19 protein-coding genes and 2 tRNA genes are annotated in these 18,113 nt (G+C 57.0%); 14 read left to right on the top strand and 7 right to left on the bottom strand.

Going from position 1 to position 18,113, the window contains the following annotated elements; genetic code table 11:
• The 4 genes from KP703_RS13985 to KP703_RS13970 all read right to left on the bottom strand — a co-directional run.
• A partial coding sequence (locus tag KP703_RS13985) for a transposase (RefSeq protein ID WP_215754528.1) occupies positions 1–200 on the bottom strand: 200 nt, incomplete at its 3' end.
• A complete protein-coding gene (locus KP703_RS13980) occupies positions 169–648 on the bottom strand; it encodes a hypothetical protein (protein ID WP_215755386.1) in 480 nt (159 codons plus the stop codon). The genes KP703_RS13985 and KP703_RS13980, both read right to left, overlap by 32 nt.
• A gap of 6 nt (positions 649–654) precedes the next feature.
• Positions 655–951: a hypothetical protein gene (locus tag KP703_RS13975; protein ID WP_215755385.1), complete on the bottom strand. Its 297-nt coding sequence runs from the start codon at positions 949–951 to the stop codon at positions 655–657.
• 121 nt (positions 952–1,072) lie between these two features.
• Positions 1,073–3,331 carry a TonB-dependent receptor gene (locus KP703_RS13970; RefSeq protein WP_373687503.1) on the bottom strand — a complete coding sequence of 753 codons (2,259 nt, stop codon included), beginning with the start codon at positions 3,329–3,331 and terminating at the stop codon, positions 1,073–1,075.
• 132 nt (positions 3,332–3,463) lie between these two features.
• Between KP703_RS13970 and KP703_RS13965 the strand changes: the two genes are divergently transcribed.
• From KP703_RS13965 to KP703_RS13955, 3 genes are read left to right on the top strand one after another with little or no spacing between them, the layout of a single operon-like run.
• The gene (locus KP703_RS13965; RefSeq protein WP_215755384.1) at positions 3,464–3,796 is read left to right on the top strand and encodes a hypothetical protein; all 333 of its coding nucleotides are present in this window, start codon (positions 3,464–3,466) and stop codon (positions 3,794–3,796) included.
• Between the two features lie 15 nt (positions 3,797–3,811).
• Positions 3,812–5,287 (top strand): PepSY domain-containing protein, encoded by a 1,476-nt coding sequence (locus KP703_RS13960; RefSeq protein WP_215755383.1) that lies wholly within the window; start codon positions 3,812–3,814, stop codon positions 5,285–5,287.
• Positions 5,284–5,577: a hypothetical protein gene (locus tag KP703_RS13955; protein WP_215755382.1), complete on the top strand. Its 294-nt coding sequence runs from the start codon at positions 5,284–5,286 to the stop codon at positions 5,575–5,577. Before KP703_RS13960 ends, KP703_RS13955 begins: the two co-directional genes overlap by 4 nt.
• A 51-nt stretch (positions 5,578–5,628) precedes the next feature.
• On the opposite strand, the gene KP703_RS13950 is transcribed toward KP703_RS13955, so the two are convergent.
• Together KP703_RS13950 and KP703_RS13945 are read right to left on the bottom strand one after the other, a co-directional pair.
• Positions 5,629–7,317: a S10 family peptidase gene (locus KP703_RS13950; protein ID WP_408736875.1), complete on the bottom strand. Its 1,689-nt coding sequence runs from the start codon at positions 7,315–7,317 to the stop codon at positions 5,629–5,631.
• A 111-nt stretch (positions 7,318–7,428) separates the two neighbouring features.
• Positions 7,429–8,367, bottom strand: a complete 939-nt coding sequence (locus KP703_RS13945) for an N-acetylmuramoyl-L-alanine amidase (RefSeq protein ID WP_373687502.1) — start codon at positions 8,365–8,367, stop codon at positions 7,429–7,431.
• Positions 8,368–8,849: 482 nt separating this feature from the next.
• Here KP703_RS13945 and KP703_RS13940 point away from each other — a divergent pair, with 482 nt between their 5' ends.
• From KP703_RS13940 to KP703_RS13905, 8 genes are all read left to right on the top strand, one after another.
• Positions 8,850–11,816, top strand: a complete 2,967-nt coding sequence (locus KP703_RS13940) for a ribonuclease E/G (protein ID WP_215755381.1) — start codon at positions 8,850–8,852, stop codon at positions 11,814–11,816.
• 130 nt (positions 11,817–11,946) lie between these two features.
• A complete protein-coding gene (hisG, locus tag KP703_RS13935) occupies positions 11,947–12,696 on the top strand; it encodes an ATP phosphoribosyltransferase (RefSeq protein ID WP_062143817.1) in 750 nt (249 codons plus the stop codon).
• Positions 12,693–14,006 carry a histidinol dehydrogenase gene (hisD, locus tag KP703_RS13930; RefSeq protein ID WP_215755380.1) on the top strand — a complete coding sequence of 438 codons (1,314 nt, stop codon included), beginning with the start codon at positions 12,693–12,695 and terminating at the stop codon, positions 14,004–14,006. Before hisG ends, hisD begins: the two co-directional genes overlap by 4 nt.
• Before the next feature lie 70 nt (positions 14,007–14,076).
• The gene (gene infA / locus KP703_RS13925) at positions 14,077–14,295 is read left to right on the top strand and encodes a translation initiation factor IF-1 (RefSeq protein ID WP_003622234.1); all 219 of its coding nucleotides are present in this window, start codon (positions 14,077–14,079) and stop codon (positions 14,293–14,295) included.
• Positions 14,296–14,299: 4 nt separating this feature from the next.
• On the top strand, positions 14,300–14,932 hold the full coding sequence (locus tag KP703_RS13920; RefSeq protein ID WP_215755379.1) for a nucleoside triphosphate pyrophosphatase: 633 nt from the start codon (positions 14,300–14,302) through the stop codon (positions 14,930–14,932).
• Positions 14,929–16,014, top strand: a complete 1,086-nt coding sequence (locus tag KP703_RS13915) for a ribonuclease E/G (protein WP_215755378.1) — start codon at positions 14,929–14,931, stop codon at positions 16,012–16,014. Before KP703_RS13920 ends, KP703_RS13915 begins: the two co-directional genes overlap by 4 nt.
• The gene (locus tag KP703_RS13910) at positions 16,011–16,193 is read left to right on the top strand and encodes a DNA gyrase inhibitor YacG (protein ID WP_043553555.1); all 183 of its coding nucleotides are present in this window, start codon (positions 16,011–16,013) and stop codon (positions 16,191–16,193) included. Before KP703_RS13915 ends, KP703_RS13910 begins: the two co-directional genes overlap by 4 nt.
• 55 nt (positions 16,194–16,248) lie before the next feature.
• A tRNA-Phe gene (locus KP703_RS13905) sits at positions 16,249–16,324 on the top strand.
• A 593-nt stretch (positions 16,325–16,917) separates the two neighbouring features.
• On the opposite strand, the gene KP703_RS13900 is transcribed toward KP703_RS13905, so the two are convergent.
• Positions 16,918–17,223, bottom strand: a complete 306-nt coding sequence (locus KP703_RS13900) for a YggT family protein (RefSeq protein WP_231874744.1) — start codon at positions 17,221–17,223, stop codon at positions 16,918–16,920.
• 106 nt (positions 17,224–17,329) lie between these two features.
• On the opposite strand from KP703_RS13900, the gene KP703_RS13895 reads away from it, so the two are divergent.
• The 3 genes from KP703_RS13895 to KP703_RS13885 form a co-directional block, all read left to right on the top strand.
• Positions 17,330–17,405, top strand: a tRNA-Ala gene (locus KP703_RS13895).
• Positions 17,406–17,591: 186 nt separating this feature from the next.
• Positions 17,592–17,801 carry a molybdopterin-binding protein gene (locus KP703_RS13890; protein WP_061505948.1) on the top strand — a complete coding sequence of 70 codons (210 nt, stop codon included), beginning with the start codon at positions 17,592–17,594 and terminating at the stop codon, positions 17,799–17,801.
• Positions 17,802–17,916: 115 nt separating this feature from the next.
• Positions 17,917–18,113 (top strand): transposase (locus KP703_RS13885; protein ID WP_215754477.1); only part of this gene is annotated, 197 nt, incomplete at its 3' end.

Below are 18,113 nucleotides of genomic sequence, written 5' to 3'. Positions count from 1 at the left end.
GCAGTCCATGGCGGCAGATCGTTCGGCATCGCACGCCATGCAATGCCGTAACGGATCACATACCGAAGACCGTTGAACAACTCTCTCAGATTATGGTGTCGCTGGTCCGCATCTTCTTTCATCAAAAGGAGGTATGGAACAATCAGAGACCACTCTTCGTCACTGATATCAGACGGATACGGTTTGCGGGCAGTATTCATCCATCTGTTCTGGAACACTTACGCCAGAAAGTACATAACACCCTCTAGATGGGGAGCCCAATGCGATCTGCGCTGTGCCGTTATTGTTGTTCGGGTTAACAAACAGCGTATTACCCGACGAGTTATACTGCGGCACACCCGCAGCGGCCTGCAAAAGCGATTTGGGAATAGCAGCATTCGCCGTGGTCTGTGCAGCAGATGCCGCCACAGATGCAGATGATGCTGTCGTCGTTGCTGTCGTCGCTGCAGCTTTGGCCGCAGAGGCATCCGATGAGGCCGTCTGAACCGTAGTCGATAAGGTGCTGACGTTCTGATTAACTGTTGCGAGTGCAGCTATATTTTGCCCGACAGCACCATTCAGTTCAGCAAGTGTCTGAGAGGTCTTTCCTCCATCTGGAGATACGGTGCAGGCAGAAAGATCAAGATTCGTGGGTGCGCCATAGGTCATGAAAAATCACTCCGAAGCGGCGCAGAGAACGCCGACATTATTGATTGTATTGGGGTAATAGGTGGTGCCGTCTGTCAGGATCATGCCCGTTGCGGGATTAACTGACAGACCGGTAGGCAGCGTGGCCGAACCAGCCATATAGACGCCCCCGTTAAGAGTGACATCTGCAGGCAGCGTGCCAACCGTATCGGCCATTAGTACAGCGCCGCTCTGGTCGATGAAATACGTTCCTGTCGGCAACTGGTCCGCAGTTGCCAGCAAGCCCGACGAAGTGTTGCCACTTGTAGATTGTGCGTCTTGCATTGTTTTGTCCGGAAAAAAGAAAAGCCACCCAAAAGGGTGGCTTTGTAAAACCGGGTTCAAAGAGGAATGCTCTTTAGCCCCGATGTTATCCAGACTTAGGCATGACCACGCGGGCAGGCAATTACAGATCTGTGGTGAATGAGAACTTGAAGGTTCTAGGCAGTCCCTGCAGCAAGTAGCCATTAAAAGCTGAGGCCCAGTAACGTGTGTTGGCAATATTATCGACGCCAAACCGCAAAGTCAGAGGTTTGTGTGCAACCGCAAACGTGTAGCGGGCCCCCAGATCAAACCGTGTCCAGACTGGCAGATGCGCCGTGTTGGCAGTGTTCACCCACTGTTTGCCGGTATTTTCCACCCGGCCGACCAGCGTTGCGCCACGCAGGAACGGCAGGTCGTACTCCAGATTTCCGTTGATGGTATAATTAGGAATCCCAATAGCGGTATGACCATTATCCAGACCCTGCGCAGTGCGCCGCAAGTCCGCATCAATCAGCGTGGCACCTCCGTTAAAGCGCAGACCGGGAAGGATCTGTCCATTCACACTCAACTCCGCGCCCCGGTTCCGCTGCAACCCATTTTCCCGGAAGATGAAAGAGCCGTTATTGCCGTACGGTTCCGTATAGGAATTGGGCTGAGATATCTGATAAAATGCGAGTGTGGTCGTAAAACGTCCGGTATCGTATTTAGCCCCGATTTCATACTGCACACTTTTGAAAGGTGGAAAAATCTGCCCGAGATTAACCAGATTGGTGCCACTCGCCGTCAGCCCCTGCGATAGCCCTTCAATTCGATTAAAGTAAATAGACGTGCGTCGAGTTGGATGCACCACAAGACCGACAACCGGCGTGATGGCATCCTCACTATAATGCGACGTACGGGATCCATCCGTATAAGCGTCGTATCCGTTGATCAGCATATTCTGGTAACGGAAGCCGGCAGTCAGCGCGACGCGCCCCTTCCAGAAGGACATTGTGTCTGAAAAGAACAAACTATAGAGCTGCGTTCGGCTGGTTGGCAGCGGGTTGTCCAGATTGCCACCTGTCCAGTTTTCTGTCGGGGCCGGAACTGCCGCCGTATTATAGAGGTTCGTATCGAAGGAACTGAGCGCCATGGAATACGCCGTGCGGCTTTCTTCCCACAAGGCGGATCCACCGGCATTGATTTCATGTTTGACTGGCCCGGTGTCAAAATGGGCGCGCACACCGCCGCGTGTGCTTTCATTTGTCTGCGCATAGGGCACATACATAGCCCCGGCTGTGGCGGCACCAGTCTGGGAATTATTCACCGTCAGGGTGGAGTAATTGCCCTTCTCGTCACTCCCAAGACCACCAAAAGCACCATAGAGTGTAACATGTTTTGACAAATCATGCTCAATATTAAGCATGCCGAAAATGTAATTCAGATCATTATACGTCCAGCGCTGACCGTAATTATGAGAAGCATTGGGCACACGCGGCACACCCGTTATATCCGTACCGAGGAATACCCCCGGACGCCCGCCATTCACACCCTGATTCTGGTAATTCATGTCCAGAGAAATGCGTGTTTTGTCATCATGCCAGTCAAAATCCGCGCCCAAGGCAACAGAGTGGCGACGTTCATGATCAATAGACGTCTGACCATCCAGACCCGCAACATTCAACCGCAGCCCATACGCTTTGTCCTGCCCAAAACGTCGTCCCACATCAAGACTGCCGCCGCCAACACCCTGACTGGCATAATCACCCGTCAGACGGGTAATCGGCGTATTCTGGGCATGTTTGAACATCAGGTTGATGTTCCCCCCGATGGCCGTCCCGCTGGGAGCAGCCCCGTTCAGGAACGCGCTGGCGCCGTTGAGCACCTGAACCTGATCATAAAGCTGAGGGGAGAGAAGCTGCCGGGGCGTGATGCCGTACAGACCATTAATGGCGACGTCGTCCCCATACACAGGGAAACCACGGATGACGAAAATTTCCGAGAAATTGCCATAGCCGTATGTGGTGCGCACTGAGGGGTCATTCTCCAGCACCTCGCCCAGTGTCTGAGACTGCTGGTTGAGAATCAGACTGGACGTATAGCTCCGGATGTTAAACGGCACATCCAGCCCCTTCTTGGTGCCCAATGCCCCAAGCTGACCACCGCTGATGACTTCCATCTGGTTGCGACGTCGGGCCGTGACCAGAAGGTTTTCATCTTTCTGGGCCTCTGTTGTCGGCGTCTCCGTTTGTTGGACTTTCTTAACGGGCGCAGCCTTATCCGTTACCGTTTTCTGCGGTGCGGTTGCCTCCTGTTGTGCGGCAAAAGCAGCATCATTGAAGACCGCAACTGTTGCCAGCAAGAACGCAACCCGCCCTACTCTGTGTAGTGAACGAAGGACCGGCAGGCGACCACGCATCATCATGATTAATCCAAAATTAGAGACCGACCGCGCCTCCATAAGCGCAATTAAGAGACATTCGCAATATTATTTTATAATTTCCTCCTATGTCCGGGGTTTACAGCCGTCTCCTGACTACTTAGCAACATGAGAATGAGTCGCACCAAAAGCCAGGGCATGACGGCGTCTTCCGCCCAGCCTGACACCAGGAAAAACCAGAAGCGTCAGGCGGTTCTCCGGCGTCTTGGTTTGCTGGCTGTTGTCTGCGCGCTCTCCTTTCTGACAGCCCATCTGGCCATGCTGGATGCTCAGCGCCTCCCGTTTGAAGACATGCGGCTGAAAACGGATCTGGGCGGCATGGTGATCGCTGCTCTTTTCCCTGTTCTTGTGCTGGTTGGCTTTGCCGGACGCCGCCATTGGTGGGGGCTGATCCTTGGCCTTGTCGCCTGTGGCTCAGCCATCCTTGCCGGTATTCTTCCGTTCTGATGAGAAAGACGACCCATGCGTGAAACACTGCGGGTGCATATGGGGTGGCTCCATAGCTGGGTTGGCTTTCTGGCAGGGCTGCTGCTGGCCTGTATTTTCGCGTCTGGTACGCTGGCCGTCTTCGATACGGAAATCACCCAGTGGATGCAGCCTGAAGTCCCGCTGACGCAGGGAACATCCCTCACACCTGCCGCTTTGCAGGCCGCCGCGCAGGCTGTCCAGGCTGAAGAGGAGAAAGGACTTTCCGCGTTCCTCACTCTCCCCTCGCAGCGTGACCCCGTTCTGCGGGTTTTGCATTATGATGGGTATGAGTTTGTCGGCACTGCGCTGGATTCAACAACCGGAGCCGTCTTCCCTGCCCGCGAGACGGCTGGCGGCCAGTTTTTCTATAATTTCCATTTCTCACTGCGCGGCGGCAATCAGCCCGGTGTGCAGATCGTCACCTTTCTGGGGCTTTGCCTGTTGGTGGCCATTGGCTCCGGGCTTGTCATCCACATCAAGGCGCTTTGGCCGGACCTTATCCTGTTCCGCCCGTTTGGAGCACGTCCGCGCGCCTGGGTGGATGCTCACCTGATCATGGGGGTTCTGTTCCTGCCGTTTATTGCTTTCATGGGCTATACCGGCACCGCCATCCACGCACGAGCATTGCTTCCTGCCGAGTCCTTTTTCCCCTCTCACACGGCAACCCCGCACAAAAAAGAAAAGACCGCCCCCAAAGGACGTGTGTTACAGGCTGGCCCGTTGCCGCCACCCCTTGCTCCTTTAATTGCACAGGCGCGGGATGTTTTGCGAAGCCCTGACGGTAATCTCATTCTGTTTACGCCGGACGAAGTGCGCATTTTCAAAAGCGATGCATTTGGCCCGTTTCTGACCAGAGATCATGTGGATTTCAGCCGGAAAGACGGACACTCCCTTCGCTCTGTCACACAAAGCCCGCCGGCTGTTGCGACCATGCAGCTTGTGCGCGGGCTGCATTATGCCCGTTATGCGCCCCTCCCTTTGCGCTGGCTGTACTTCCTCTCCGGGCTGGCGGCGACCACTCTGGCAGCAAGCGGGTTAGTCGTGTTTCTCATGAAACGTCGCCGCTCATCGGGTGAACAGTTTTTCTTCCGGATAGCTGAAGCCCTGACCATGACGACAGTTGTAGGTTTTCCTACTGCAATCCTTGGGATTTTCTGGGCCAATCGTTGCCTTCCGGCTGTATTTTCTGGCCGTGCGATGATGGAAATTAATCTCTTCTTTCTTGTGTGGGGCCTGTGCGCTGCGCATGCACTCCTTGTCTCTTTAACGCGCCATGCTGCCTCCGGCTGGCGTCAGCAACTCGGGGTTCTGGCGGGAGCCGGATGCGGACTTCCATTATTGGATCTGGTCTCGCGCTCGCACGCATGGGCACAGGGCGCAAGCGTCTTCATGACAGCGGATGCGCTGGCATTTCTCACGGGCCTGATCGCGCTCTGTGCATTGTTGAAATTACGGGAACCTGCTGCATGACTTTCCTGCTTGTGCTGGCGCTGTGGAGCGCTGCCTTCTGGTGCCATGAATGTTTGCAGCCCCGAACACGCAGTTCTTTCCCCCGGCAGGCTGGCGCCGTGTCTGTTAACCAGATTGTCCGGGGATTAGCGCCCTGCCTCGCACTGACCCTCTGCCTGTTTCAGGACCCGGCTCTTGGCATTTTTTACTGGCTGGGCCTCGGCTCTGCCGCAGGACTTGGCACCAGCGTGCTGATGGCAGTGCTGAAACAGAAACGGGGCCTTGCCCGGGTGAGCGAGACCCCACTGTAAAACCTGAGCCGGGCACAGGGGTTTTCCTGCGCCCAGCCGCACGTTTTCTCGTTATTTTGTTGCCGGAGCCGGAGCACCGTGCGTCTGTGTGATGAACTTTGCCACGTTATCATGCAGCTGCGTCAGAGATTTCTCATTCGCATAGACCATGTGCCCGGATTCATACTGCACAATCTGAATGTTATTGCTCAGATCACGGGAAATGGGCAGATGCTTCATTTCATAAATACCCTCGAAATACGGTGTGCCGAGATCATAATAACCCTGATTGAGCATCACTTTCAGAGCAGGATTATGCTTCATAGCAGAAGCCAGATCCGGCATTACATTAACCGCACCGTGGATCGGGAAATCCGTATTGGGCTGCTTGTGTGAGAAATCCCATTTCATGATGGCATCAGAAAAGAATTTGTATTCCTGATACCCATCGCCAAAGGCGGGGGAATTGCCATAGTGCAGCGTATTGCGGGCATAATCATTAAAGGCTGCAATATAGGCGGAGGACATGGCCGAAGACTGCGGATCGTAATAGGAGAACTGGGACAGCTTATCCATGGTCGGACCAGAAAAGCGGCTATCCAGACGGCCTGTATCCAGATCCTTATCGCCCTGAAGGGTTTTTTCAAACTCGCCGCCGTTAATCCGCAGGTCGGCCTTTTTAATGTAATCTACCGGCAGGCCCGTATAATCATGCAGCTTCTGGGCTGTCGCATCACGCTGCGCGTCAGAAATGGCGTTGCCTTCCTGCAGAGCCGCTGTGTAGTCGGTCAGTGCAAAATGCTCGACTTCTTTCAGAAACGCCTTGAGGTCCGGATGCTCGGCAGGCAGACGCTTGTGATACCACGCCGTTGCGGCGTAGCTCGGCAGGGCCAGCACATAAGGCTGATCGATTGACGGGTTCATGGCGACCCCATCAATGTCATTGTCGTAATTCATGATCTGCGAAAGCAGAATCACGCCGTTCAGATCAATGCCTTTATCGTCAGCCAGCTTGTTGGCCACAATCGCGGACCGCGTTGTGCCGTAGCTTTCCCCAAACAGATATTTGGGAGAATTGTAACGCCCGAAACGAGAGAGGAACTGGGCGATGAAGTCGGTAAAGGCTCCGGCATCCGGGTCCGTGCCCCAGAACGCCTTTTCCTTATCCTTGCCGATCAGACGGCCGTAACCGGTGCCAGGGGCATCGATAAACACCAGATCGGACACATCCAGCAGGCTGTCATTATTATTTACAATGGCGTAGGGCGCTGCAGGCGTATGGGTATCGTCCGCAGTCACCACACGTTTCGGGCCAAAGGCGCCCATATGCAGCCATACGCTGGAGGACCCTGGGCCACCATTATAAACAAACGTGATGGGCCGGTTTTCCGGACGTACACCCTTCTTGAAATAGGCCACGTAATACATGGACGCTGCGGCATCCGGCTGCTTCTTGTCTTTGTCCTTGTCTGCATCAGGAAGTTCGGAATCATCCCAACCACCTTTATGGACAATCAGGGTGCCGGACACGGCTTCATAATCAATATGCGCCCCATGCACGGTAACGGACCCGCTGGAGGTCACGCTTTGCGGTTTGCCCAGAAAATCTTCTACGCTGACTTTCTGTTTTGCGGCATCAGCCGCCTGATGCGTATCTTCTGCCAAAGCAATCGGCTGAACGGCTACACCAGCACCCGCTGCCAGCACAGAAACCGTGGCCAGCAACCCTGCCAGCTTCAAACCTGTCTGTTTTTTCCGCACGAGACATCATCCTGTCAGACTATGTTATAATATAGCCTGAATATCAGGAAGTGTGGCGTTCGGCCAGTCTGTTTACACTTGGTAACAAACAACCCAACCAGAGCGTCTGCTTTACCCTGCCAACCCGACACCAGCCGAGGCGAAATAGCGATTAACGGCGGTACACATCGCCCCCGCCACCATGGCACGGTGCCCGGCCTGCCTCAGAGCGGCTTCATCCAGCCGGTTTGACATAAAGCCCATTTCCACCAGAACTGACGGAATCTGTGCCGATTTCAGCACCGCAAACGCGGCGTGCCGATGCGGATGCGACAACAAATTAATGCGAGACTGAAAAGACGCCACGACAGCGCTGGCCATATGAGCAGAGCCCCGCCGGGCTTCTTCCGTTACCAGACTGGCCAGAATCTGCTGTACTTCCGGCGATGTCCCCTGCACCAGAGGACCGCCATATCGGTCTGCACTATTTTCTGTTTTTGCAAGATCCGCTGTCTGGCTATCCGACGCTCCGTGCGAATGGGTATAAACACTCGCCCCTCGCACTCCGGCATTGTGCAGAGCATCTGCATGCATGGAGATAAAGAGAGACGCCCCATGCTCCTGCGCCAGTTCCACACGCCCGTCCAGCGGCACAAAATGATCAGTGGTGCGCGTCATGGCTACGCGATAACGGCCGGTAGCCAGAAGCTGCTGACGCAATTCTGTGGCCGCCGCTTCTGCCACATGTTTTTCATACGTCCCGGTATAGCCAATGGCACCGGGATCTTTCCCACCATGGCCCGGGTCCAGCATGACCAGCGGCAACGCAGACCGGGCTTTGCCGACAATGGCAGGTGCGTGAAGTGTCTGCCCGGTTGCATGGCGCGTCGTACCTGCGGCCTGCGCCTGCGTGCTGAGCAGGCCAGTGGTCAGCAGTCCGGCCCCGGTTATCAGAAGCCCGCGGCGGTTGAGGGAATTTTGTGGGGAATGTGGAGCATCGATACCGGCAGTGCGGGAGGACCGCTCGGCCATCAGAAAAAAACCGGGTGTTTTTTCGGATTCTGACGTCATGACGAGGCTCACACTTCTCTAATTGGGGCGATCCTGCACACAGATAATGTCGAAACCGTGTCAAGGCCAGAGAGATGCAAAACAGTCTTGCTGAATGGCTTGCGGTTTGTTGCCGTTTAGGTCATGGTCGGCAAGCATGGCTCAAGGCAGGATTGCCCGTCATGCATCCTGTTTCCGCTCCTTTAGGGTTTAAAGGCGCGGCTAGCGTTTAACCGCCGCCCAGCGCAGATGGGAGCAGGAAACATTGGTTGAAGGATACATGACTATCGTCAGGGCCACGATCTTGGAGTGCATGACCAGACCGGAGACAGCATCCTGTTTCCGCGCCTCTGCTGTCACCTCAGCGCCTGGCCTGACATCCGCCTCTCATTTTCTCACACGTACAGACCTATGCCTGTCGGAAGCGTCCCCCTCCCGTGTCCAGCCGTTCAGACGGCTCCACCGGATAGGCCGGCCACCGGCACGCCGGAGTTTTTCTTTTTATGTCAAAGCGTATGCTGATCGATACGACGCACGCGGAAGAAACGCGCGTTGTCGTTATGGATGGAAACAGACTTGAAGATTACGATGTTGAAGCTGCCTCCAAAAAGCAGCTCAAAGGGAACATCTATCTTGCCCGCGTTGTTCGCGTAGAGCCCAGCCTTCAGGCAGCTTTTGTTGAATATGGCGGCAACCGCCACGGGTTTCTGGCCTTCAGCGAAATCCACCCTGACTACTACCAGATTCCGGTTGCTGACCGGGAAAAACTTCTCGCCCTGCAGGCTGAAGAAGAAAACCTGATTGACGCTGGCGAATCCGAGTCCGACGAAGACGAGACCGACGCGCAGGCTTCCGCCGCTGATGATGAAGACGCCAGCTCTGATGCTGACGAGTCCACCAGCGAAGACGAAGGCCGTCGCCCCTCCCGCCGGAATGATACGCCTGACTATGTTGGTGGTGAAACTGACACGGGTGAGGAAGCGCTCATCCAGAAGCGTATTGCCCGCTTCCTGCGCAACTACCGCATTCAGGAAGTCATCCGCCGCCGGCAGGTTCTGCTGGTGCAGGTTGTTAAGGAAGAACGTGGCAACAAGGGCGCAGCCCTGACGACCTACGTCTCCCTCGCCGGTCGTTACTGTGTGCTGATGCCCAACGCTCTGCGTGGTGGTGGCGTCTCCCGCAAGATTACGTCTGTGCCTGACCGCCGCCGCCTGCGCGACATCATCTCCGGCCTCAACCTGCCGCGTGGCATGGCCATGATTGTCCGTACCGCTGGCGCGCAGCGTCCGGGGCCGGAAATTACACGAGACTGCGAATATCTGCTCCATCTGTGGGACGATATCCGGGATCTGACGATGCAGTCCGTCGCACCGGCGCTGATTTACGAGGAAGCAAGCCTCGTCAAACGCGCCATCCGCGATGTGTACACGCGTGAAGTCAGTGAAATTCTGGTGGATGGCGAGCATGGCTGGAAAGCTGCGCGCGACTTCATGCGGATGCTCATGCCGCAGCACGCAGAAAAAGTCCGGCTGTGGAACAAGGAAAGCCAGCCGCTCTTCACACATTACCACGTGGAAGGGCATCTGGACGCCATGCTCTCCCCGGTCGTGTCTCTGCGCTCCGGTGGCTATCTGGTTATCAACCAGACCGAAGCTCTGGTCGCCATTGACGTGAACTCCGGCAAAGCGACCAGTCAGCGCAATATTGAAGAAACCGCCTTCCGCACCAATCAGGAAGCAGCGGATGAAGTGGCCCGCCAGCTCAGGCTGCGCGATCTGGCCGGATTGATTGTCATTGACTTCATTGACATGGAATCCCGCCGCCACAACAGCGCGATTGAACGCCGCCTGAAAGATGCGCTGCGCCATGACCGTGCACGCATCCAGATGGGTTCGATCTCACACTTCGGTCTGCTGGAAATGTCGCGCCAGCGGCTGCGGCCTTCCGTGGCGGAAGCTGCGTTTACGCCCTGCCCGCACTGTCAGGGCACTGGCATGGTCCGTGGCATTGAAAGCTCTGCGCTGCATGTGCTGCGTGCCGTGGAAGAAGAAGGCGCACGCCGTCGTGCTTCCGCCATTACCGTGCATGTTGCCGCAGAAATTGCGTTCTATGTGCTTAACAACAAGCGCGACTGGCTGGCTGAAATCGAGCAGCGGCATCAGATGGAAATTCTGTTTGAAGCCGACGCCACGCTGCCTGTGCCGGAAATTCGCATTGAACGCCGCCAGCCGCCCAAAGCGAACCGCAACCATGCGCCGCTGCCGCCGGTTGAAAACGCCGTAGTGGATGTCACCCCGGAAGACGCAACGCCGGTTGTGGAACAGGACACGACACCACGCGCCGAAGTTCCGGCTGCAGCCGCTGAAACTGGCACGGGGGAAGACGAACCGCGCCGCCGTCGCCGTCGCCGTCGCCGTCGTGGTAACGGGAACCGCGAAGAGAACGGGACGACATCAGACCAGACCGCAGCAACGACTCAGACTCCGGTAGCTGAAGAGCAGGCTGCTGCCGCAGCACCCGCTGAGGCTGAAGGCAATCTGATCCCCGGTCGCCGCCGCACCCGCCATTCCCGCGTGCGGTCGACCGAAACGGAAACACCGGAAATCCGGGTTGCTATTGAGGAAGGTCCAGCTCCGCAGCCGCGCCGCCCGACATGGCAGGGCCCGACCCCGGCAAACCCGTTTGGTGGCAGTCTGGATATTTTCGATCTGATCGAAAATTCCACCATGGAAGCCGCTGAAGCAGAAAAGGCGAAGGCCTCCAAAGCAGCAGCAAAGCCGGAACCTGCCAGGGCCGCTCCGGTGGCAGCACCGGCTGCGGCCGAAGAGCCGAAAGAAGTTGAAGCTCCGGCTGACGAAGCGCCGACCGCTGAAGCCAAACCGGCCCGCAAGCGCCCGGGACGCCGCCGCAAAGCTGCTCCTGTAGCGGAAGAAGCTCCGGTTGTGACCGACGCTGAGCAGGCTGCTCCTGCTGCGGTAGAAGCCGTGACGGAAACTGCTCCTGCTGCTGAAGCCCCGGTTGTGGAAGAAGAAGCCCCGAAACCGCGCCGCCGCCGTGCCACGCGGAAAAAGGCTGAGGCTACGACTGAGGTTGAAGCGCCCGCTCAGGACGCAGATGCTCCTGCCGCACCGGCAGCCGATGCAGCGCCGGAAGAAGAGCCCAAGCCCCGCACACGCCGCCGCGCAACCACGCGCCGGAAAACTGCGACGGCAACGGACGAGGCTTCAACCGCCGCACCGCAGGATGAAACAGCGGAACCCGCTGCAGAAAAACCTGCACCGCGCCGCCGTCGGGCCGCAGCCAAGAGCACGGCTGCGACTAGCAAAAGCGCCCCGGCTGAAGCCCAGGACGCCAGTACTGACAAAGCGCCTGCGAAAGAAGACGCACCGGATGCGTCCATCGTGCAGCCGATTGTTATTGATGACGAGAAGCCTGCACCCAAGCGCCGCACGGGGTGGTGGCGTCGCTAAAGCAGGACTGAGGATGGGGGGCAGGTGTTCGCACCTGCCCCCTAACTGCTTCCTGCCTCTTTTGGCCCCCGGCCACGTATGGTAGGTAAGGCCTTCTTAAAACAGACCTGCCCGCCCCACCGGAGTTTTCATGACCGTGCCCCAGCCAGATCTTCAGCCCGAGCGTTCTTCCGGAGCGCAGGACCGGGGCCCTCTGGTTCTGGCTCTGCCTAAAGGGCGAATCCTGAAAGCCGTCACGCCGCTTCTTGATAAAGCAGGCATGGCCCCCTCCCCCGATTGTCTGGGTGATGACAGCCGCAAACTGCGCTTCCCGACCCAGAACCCCAATCTGGATGTTGTGCGCGTCCGCTCGTTCGATGTGGCCACCTTTGTGGCATCCGGTGGCGCGCATGTGGGCATCTGCGGCGCAGACGTGCTGATGGAATTTGACTACCCCGAAATTTATGCCCCGCTGGATCTGGGCATTGGTGGCTGCCGCGTCTCCGTTGCGCAGCCTGCCAGCCTGCCGCATGACCCGCAGGAATGGGCGCGGTGGTCTGAGGTCCGTGTTGCGACCAAATACCCCGCCATAACCCGTCGCTTTTTTGCAGCGCGCGGTATTAACGCCAATATCGTGCATTTGCATGGCGCGATGGAACTGGCCCCGATGCTAGGCCTGTCCCGCCTGATTGTGGATCTGGTGGATACCGGCTCTACCCTGCGCGCCAACGGACTGCGGGAAGTGGAAACCATTACGCACATCACCAGTCGGCTGATTGTAAACCGTACGGCCCTGAAAACCCGTCCGGAAGAAATCAGTGCGATTATCAACGGCTTTCGCAGCGCGATGGAAGCCGCTCCTTCCGCCGCACAAAAGATCAAGGCAGAGCAGTCTTCATGAAACGGCTAGACACACGCGACCCCGGTTTTGAGGCAGATTTCGCCTCGCTTCTGACTGCCCGTGAAGAACAGGGGCAGGAAGTTCATAAACCGGTTGCGGAGATTCTGGCCTCTGTGTGCCGGGATGGAGACGCCACCCTGTGTGCGCTGACCGAAAAATTTGACCGCCTGCCGCTTACCCCGGCCCAACTGGCCTTTACGGCAGATGAAATTGCCAAAGCCTGCACACAGGTCAGCCCGGAGCTGATGGCGGCTCTGGATGTTGCCGCTACGCGCATTGAATCCTTCCACAAAGCCCAGATGCCATCGAATGTCCGTTATACGGATGATGTCGGCATGACGCTGGGCATGCGCTGGATCGCGCTGGATGCGGTCGGGCTGTACGTTCCCGGCGGGAAAGCGGCCTACCCTTCCTCCGTGCTGATGAACGCCATTCCGGCACGTGTGGCAGGTGTGCAGCGACTGGCCATGTGCGTACCGACACCGGACGGCGTGATTAACCCGCTGGTGCTGGCCGCAGCGCATCGGGCTGGCGTGACAGAAATTTACCGGATTGGCGGCGCACAGGCTGTGGGCGCCATGGCGTTCGGCACCCAGACCATTCGTCCCGTGGACCGTATTGTCGGCCCTGGTAACGCCTTTGTGGCGGAAGCCAAGCGGCAGGTGTTTGGTCATGTAGGCATCGACAGCATTGCAGGTCCGTCTGACGTGGTGGTAATTGCCGATTCGGCCACAGACCCACGCCTGATTGCGCTGGATCTGCTGGCGCAGGCCGAGCACGATGAACTCGCTCAGGCGACGCTCATCACACCGGATGCAGCCTTTGCCGACAAAGTAACAGAAGCCGTCACAACCGAGCTGAAGACGCTGACCCGCACCGCTATTGCGGGTGCCAGCTGGGAGCGGAACGGCGCGGTTCTGGTCGTCAAGGATCTGGACGAAGCCGTGGCTCTGGCCAACCGTCTGGCGCCGGAACATCTGGAACTGATGGTGGATGATCCGGAAGCCCTGTTTGCCAAGGTCCGGCACGCTGGCGCGGTTTTCCTTGGCCGGTTCTGCCCGGAAGCTGTGGGCGATTACGTGGGTGGCCCGAACCATGTGCTGCCGACCTCCCGCACCGCCCGCTTTGCGTCCGGCCTGTCTGTTTTTGACTTTATGAAACGGACAACCTTCCTGGCCGGTGGCCCGGACGCCCTGCGCCGTATTGGCCCGGCAGGGGTCGCTCTGGCACAGGCCGAAGGGCTGGAAGCGCATGCGCTGAGCATCTCTGCCCGGCTTGATGCGTTAGACCAAACCACGCCTAACGCTTGACCGAACCGGCTCCCTCACCCATATCTGCACATCCAACCATAACGAGGCTTAAAAATGAACGAAGGACGCCATGTCTAAAGAAGACATGATTGAATTCAGCGGCACGGTTACAGAACTGCTGCCCAACGCGATGTTCCGGGTGAAACTCGACAACGAACATATGATTCTGGCCCATACCAGCGGCAAAATGCGCAAGAACCGTATTCGTGTTCTGGCTGGTGATCGGGTGAATGTCGAAATGACACCGTATGACCTGTCCAAAGGTCGTATTACCTTCCGCTTCAAGTAAGACGATGGCTGTATCCGGGCCGGATGGCACGGAGAACGGAGGCCGCCCTCACTTTGTGCTGGCGTCCGCATCGCCCCGCAGGCTTGACCTTTTGCGTCAGGTCGGGCTGGTGCCAGACCGCGTTCTCCCGGCTGATATTGATGAAACCCCAGCCCGGACAGAACTGCCGCGCCCCTACGTGCGCCGCATGGCCATGGAAAAAGCGAACGTGGTTGCTGCCAGCCTGAGCGAACCTGCTCTGGTGCTGGGAGCGGACACGGTTGTTGCCCTTGGCCGACGCATTCTGCCCAAAGCAGAAAACCGTGAGACTGCACGCGCCTGCCTGAAACAGCTTTCCGGCCGTCGCCATACGGTGCTGACCGCCCTTTCTGTTATCCCCTCTGCTGGCTGGCCGGAAGGCCACCGGGCCGAACGGGTTGTAGAAACGGCAGTCACGTTCTCCCGCATGACCTCTCATCAGATTGAAAGCCTGCTGGATCTGGGCGACTGGCAAGGCAAGGCGGGCGGCTATGCGCTGCAGGGCCATGCTGCGGCTTTTATCCGTTTTGTTTCCGGCAGCGCCTCCGCCGTTATTGGCCTGCCCCTGTTTGAAACGGCCCAGTTGTTGCGTGGCCAGCCGGGCCACTGGCTGGCGTGAGCGTGTATCTGCGCCTCGCCACCTATCCCGGCGAACTGCGCATTGCCGTTACACAAGACGAAACCCTGCTTGATTACGCGCTCTGGCGTCCTGCTGCACCGGATGGTGTGGATGATGTCTATCTGGGTCGCATCAACGCGCATGCACCCGGCATGGGCGGGGCCTTTGTGGATCTGGGAGGGGGCGCAAGTGGCTTCCTGCCCGACCAGAAGGGCTCGGACACCCTCACGGAAGGGCAAACCCTCACCGTGCGTGTGGTGCGGGCTGCGCAGGGCGGTAAAGGGGTTCGGCTGAAACCGGAAAAAGCCCCTGCGACTCTGCCCGCTAAGCCGGGGCTGATCAGCCGAGGCCCCACGCCGCTGGACCGTCTGGCCGCCAGGTGGCCGGATGCCACAATTGTTGTCGATTCCCCGGCTGCTGCAGCCTGTCTTCCGGTCGCTTTGCGCCCGCGCCGCCAGCAGGAACTCCAGCCGTTCCCGGAAGAGATTGCCCACGCCTGCACGGCGCTGGAAGAACCGCTTATCAGCCTGCCCGGTGGCATGCAGGCCAGCATTACGCCAACCCCTGCTCTGGTGGCCATTGATATGGATGCACCCCCGGCCAAAACAGGCAGGCCCAAACAAACCGCACAGTTTGCCGCCAACCGGGATGCTCTTCCCGCTCTGATGCGCCAGATTCGCCTGCGCAACCTTTCTGGTGCGATTCTGATTGACCCTGCCGGACTAGCCACACGCAAGCGGCAGGCGCTTCTGGAGCCTGTAAAAGCGGCTCTGCAGGATGATCCGCTCCGCCCCCGTTGCCTTGGCATTACTGCGCTGGGGCTGGTTGAACTGGTACGGGCACGGATTCACCCGTCTCTGCCAGAACTCCTCTCCTCCCCGCATGGGCAGGCGCTGGCCGTATTGCGCCACCTTGTGACGCAGGAGATGGAAGCGACCGTCCTGCGGGGCGGCCTTGGCCTCATCACCGCACTGGAACAGGACCCGCAGGCTCTGGCAGACTGTATCTCTCAACGCGGTAAGCCTTTGCGCCTCCAGCTTGACCCCGCCCTGCCTGATTTTTTCTGGACGACACACGCATGAGCAAAAACAGCACCTGCCCCGTTTGTGGCGCGCCAACCCAGGCCGCCACACGCCCTTTCTGCTCCCAGCGCTGCGCCGATATTGACCTCGGACGCTGGTTTTCCGGGCAGTATCGCATTCCCGGCCCACCGGCTGATGAAGAGAATCTTGAAAAACCTGAGATAAATGATGAAAGGTGACTTGATCTCCCTCCCCTCCTGCGATACATGCTCTCTCACGCCGCAAGGCTGCGGTGCCCAAGTAGCTCAGTTGGTAGAGCATGCGACTGAAAATCGCAGTGTCACTGGTTCGATCCCGGTCTTGGGCACCATTTTTTCCTAAAAATTTAAACGCTTTTTCTGCTTCGGTTTAAACCGTCTTAGATTGCGTATGCTGTATGAGGCTGATGCTCTTTGAGCTCCCGGCCTTTTTTGCGTGTATCCGTTCTGCCGTGCCTACCGGCCTGAAAACACACTCTTTTTTCCATTTTATGCTGTCTTATTTTTCTGCTTTTGCACTTATCCCCAGATTCTGCGGATGGCTGCGGGGGTAAGCTTGTGGATAAGCAGTACAGGCTGTGTCGATAACCCTCAGTCCATCTTTACCTTGCAAGATTGTCTCAAAAATAATGCATCTCAGATTCCGTTTACGTTGGAAAACGGACATGCGTTCTTAGACGAGGATTAAACTGATGACTGTAAGTGGGGGCGTCAGAAACGCTGCTTAGACAGCGGCAAGCTGTTGACCACTTCCGTTTTTAACCCGACGAATATCCCCCCGTAATCTCACAGATGGGTGTCGGAATCGCAGAACTTGTTGCAGCTGCGCATGCCGACAAGGTCGCTGCCTGATTTTTTACTAAAATAAGAAAGTCAGTTGGGTTCGTGCTCCAGCTTTCAGGGCACGAACCTTCTGTATGGTTTCTCAGCGATAAATCAGGGTTCTGAAAAGGCTGACCAGCAGCGGCTGCACCACATACTGGATGCCCAGCAACACAACCATGGGGCTGAAATCCACACCCCCCAGTGAGGGCAGAATACGGCGCACCGGTTCCAGCAGAGGCTCTGTCATCCGGTTGAGGAAAAGACCCACTTTCCAGACAAGCGGTTTCCGGCTGTCCAGAATACCAAACAGGCAGAGATTGATGAAAATGCAGGACAGGATCAGGATCCAGCAATAAATCTCTAACAAGCGCATCAACACTGAAAAAAGAACAAACAGCAAGAACACTTCTCCACAACACAAGGGGAAGATCTGGCTTTACCAGACCTCAGGCCGATACAATACAGCTTGACACCGTCTTGATAAGCCCTTTAGATCCCAGACTTATACAGGCGGGGCTATAGCTCAGATGGGAGAGCGCCTCGTTCGCAATGAGGAGGTCAGGGGTTCGATTCCCCTTAGCTCCACCACCCGCCTTTATAATCCCCTGATTAAATTAAAGAAAATTGTAAAGAGTGAACACTTTTTACACAAATTTTTCACACCTCCCGCTCTGCGTCTTATCAGGAGTATCTGCCATTCACTGGCGACACCTCCCCGACGAATGGGCAAGCGCTTATAGTCTAAAGAGATAGAAGCCTGAGGAGGATCATCTGATGAAAATTAGCGCACGTAACCAGATTACCGGTAAAATTGTCGCCATTCAGCCGGGAGCTACAACCTCTCATATCAGTCTGGAACTGCCGGGCGGGACGGTCATGATGGCATCCATCACCAATGAAGCCGTGGCAGATCTCGGCCTGAAAATTGGCCAGCAGGCGACAGCACTCATCAAGGCGTCTGATGTCATGATCGGTGTTGAATAAACACCTGAATGTTTTTTGACGTCTATCTGCGGTATGTCCACTCAGGGCATGCCGCTTTTTTTTCAGCCTAGAGGGTGTTATGTACTTTCTGGCGTAAGTGTTCCAGAACAGATGGATGAATACTGCCCGCAAACCGTATCCGTCTGATATCAGTGACGAAGAGTGGTCTCTGATTGTTCCATACCTCCTTTTGATGAAAGAAGATGCGGACCAGCGACACCATAATCTGAGAGAGTTGTTCAACGGTCTTCGGTATGTGATCCGTTACGGCATTGCATGGCGTGCGATGCCGAACGATCTGCCGCCATGGAC

Source organism: Acetobacter sp. P5B1, assembly GCF_018811985.1.
Taxonomy (GTDB): Bacteria; Pseudomonadota; Alphaproteobacteria; order Acetobacterales; family Acetobacteraceae; genus Acetobacter; species Acetobacter cerevisiae.
The sequence above is the reverse complement of the archived record's forward strand: the minus strand, read 5'-3'. Positions and strand labels throughout refer to the sequence as shown.

Excerpts from the sequence above, each read along its gene's own strand:
- KP703_RS13980 (WP_215755386.1), bottom strand. The coding sequence starts at position 648 with ATGACCTATGGCGCACCCACGAATCTTGATCTTTCTGCCTGCACCGTA.
- KP703_RS13975 (WP_215755385.1), bottom strand. The coding sequence starts at position 951 with ATGCAAGACGCACAATCTACAAGTGGCAACACTTCGTCGGGCTTGCTG.
- KP703_RS13970 (WP_373687503.1), bottom strand. The coding sequence starts at position 3,331 with ATGATGCGTGGTCGCCTGCCGGTCCTTCGTTCACTACACAGAGTAGGG.
- KP703_RS13965 (WP_215755384.1), top strand. The coding sequence starts at position 3,464 with ATGAGTCGCACCAAAAGCCAGGGCATGACGGCGTCTTCCGCCCAGCCT.
- KP703_RS13960 (WP_215755383.1), top strand. The coding sequence starts at position 3,812 with ATGCGTGAAACACTGCGGGTGCATATGGGGTGGCTCCATAGCTGGGTT.
- KP703_RS13955 (WP_215755382.1), top strand. The coding sequence starts at position 5,284 with ATGACTTTCCTGCTTGTGCTGGCGCTGTGGAGCGCTGCCTTCTGGTGC.
- KP703_RS13945 (WP_373687502.1), bottom strand. The coding sequence starts at position 8,367 with ATGACGTCAGAATCCGAAAAAACACCCGGTTTTTTTCTGATGGCCGAG.
- KP703_RS13940 (WP_215755381.1), top strand. The coding sequence starts at position 8,850 with ATGTCAAAGCGTATGCTGATCGATACGACGCACGCGGAAGAAACGCGC.
- hisG (WP_062143817.1), top strand. The coding sequence starts at position 11,947 with ATGACCGTGCCCCAGCCAGATCTTCAGCCCGAGCGTTCTTCCGGAGCG.
- hisD (WP_215755380.1), top strand. The coding sequence starts at position 12,693 with ATGAAACGGCTAGACACACGCGACCCCGGTTTTGAGGCAGATTTCGCC.
- infA (WP_003622234.1), top strand. The coding sequence starts at position 14,077 with ATGTCTAAAGAAGACATGATTGAATTCAGCGGCACGGTTACAGAACTG.
- KP703_RS13920 (WP_215755379.1), top strand. The coding sequence starts at position 14,300 with ATGGCTGTATCCGGGCCGGATGGCACGGAGAACGGAGGCCGCCCTCAC.
- KP703_RS13910 (WP_043553555.1), top strand. The coding sequence starts at position 16,011 with ATGAGCAAAAACAGCACCTGCCCCGTTTGTGGCGCGCCAACCCAGGCC.
- KP703_RS13890 (WP_061505948.1), top strand. The coding sequence starts at position 17,592 with ATGAAAATTAGCGCACGTAACCAGATTACCGGTAAAATTGTCGCCATT.